Raw genomic sequence first — 1,757 nt, forward strand, 5'->3', positions numbered from 1 at the left:
GACAGCCTCGACTGGAACCCGATCATCCTGATCCTCGGCGGGCTCGCCTGCCTGATCATCCTGATCGCCATCGGCGGTGGCTTCATGATCGGCACGGCCCTTCTGTTCGCCACCACATCGGCAGCCTTCGGGCGTCGTGCGTTCCTGACGGATCTTCTGATCGGCGCGGTCATCGCCGTGTTCGTCTACCTGCTCTTCGCCAAGCTTTTGACCCTGTCCCTGCCGGCCGGGCCGCTCGAACGTCTGCTCTGAGGCCTGTCCATGGAAGCTTTCACATCCTTAGCAGGCGGCCTCGCCGTCGCCATTCAGCCGATGAACCTGCTGTTTGCGCTCATCGGCGTTCTTCTCGGCACCGCCGTCGGCGTGCTGCCCGGCATCGGCCCGGCGCTCACCGTGGCGCTGCTCCTGCCGATCACCTTCAAGCTCGATCCGGCGGGATCGATCATCATGTTCGCCGGCATCTATTACGGCGGCATGTATGGCGGCTCGACCACTGCCATTCTGATCAACACGCCAGGCGAAAGCGCCTCCATGGCCACCGCCCTGGAGGGCAACCTGATGGCCAAGGCCGGCCGCGGCGGCCCGGCGCTTGCGACCTCCGCCATCGGCTCCTTCGTGGCCGGCACGATCGCCACATTGGGGCTCACGCTGCTGGCCCCCTATCTCGTGGAAATCGCCGTAAGCTTCGGTCCCGAGGATTACTTCGCCCTGATGGTTGTGGCTTTCGTAACGGTCTCGGCCACCTTCGGCGATTCCCCGGTTCGCGGCCTGACAAGCCTGTTCATCGGTCTGCTGCTCGGCCTCGTCGGGATCGACATTCTCTCCGGCCAGTCCCGCCTGAGCTTCGGCGTTCCCGAACTCTACGACAATATCGAGGTGACAACCCTGGCCGTCGGTCTCTTCGCGGTCGGCGAAGCGCTCTACGTGGCGTCCCGCCGGCATATCCACGAGGAGAAGCTCGAGCCCGTCCGCGGCTCCCTTTGGATGACCAAGGAGGACTGGAAACGCTCCTGGAAGCCTTGGCTGCGCGGGACGCTCTATGGGTTTCCGATCGGCGCCCTTCCGGCCGGCGGCGCGGAGATTCCGACATTCCTGTCCTACGCCACCGAGAAGCGCCTGACCAAGTACCCTGAAGACTTCGGCAAGGGCGCCATCGAAGGCGTCGCCGGTCCGGAAGCCGCCAACAATGCGTCCGCCGCGGGCACCCTCGTGCCTCTGCTGACCCTGGGCCTGCCGACCTCGGCCACCGCGGCCATGATGCTGGCGGGCTTTCAGCAATACGGTCTCAACCCCGGCCCTCTGCTTTTTGCGGAGCAGCCCAATCTCGTGTGGGGTCTGATCGCCAGCCTGTTCATCGCCAATGCCATGCTGCTGGTGCTGAACCTGCCGCTGGTCGGGCTCTGGGTGAAGCTGCTCGCGATTCCGCAACCCTGGCTCTATGCCGGCATCCTGGTGTTCGCCACCATGGGCACGATCGCGGCGAACCCCTCGCCGGTGGAACTCGTCATGCTGACGGTGTTCGGCGTGCTCGGCTTCCTGATGCGGCGCTTCGACTTCCCCATCGCCCCGGTCGTCGTGGGCCTGATCCTGGGGCCGATCGCGGAGAGCCAGTTGCGCCGCGCCCTCTCGATCAGTCTGGGCGACCCGATGGTGCTGTTGCAGAGCCCGATCTCGGCAACGCTGCTTGGCATCGCGGTGATCGCCCTGATCCTGCCCTTCTTCCTGAAAGGCCTGGGACGCTTCAAGGCGGTCGAGGA

Annotated in this window: 2 protein-coding genes; both read left to right on the plus strand. The window is 65.3% G+C overall.

Features of this window, described 5'->3' with window-relative positions; all coding sequences use genetic code 11:
- The coding region (locus FS320_RS42785; RefSeq protein WP_192926424.1) for a tripartite tricarboxylate transporter TctB family protein at positions 1-252 on the plus strand (252 nt) is incomplete at its 5' end.
- A gap of 9 nt (positions 253-261) precedes the next feature.
- On the plus strand, positions 262-1,757 hold a 1,496-nt coding region (locus tag FS320_RS42790), incomplete at its 3' end, for a tripartite tricarboxylate transporter permease (protein ID WP_152718573.1).

It is taken from the genome of Microvirga tunisiensis, assembly GCF_009296175.1.
In the GTDB taxonomy this organism is placed as follows: domain Bacteria; phylum Pseudomonadota; class Alphaproteobacteria; order Rhizobiales; family Beijerinckiaceae; genus Microvirga; species Microvirga tunisiensis.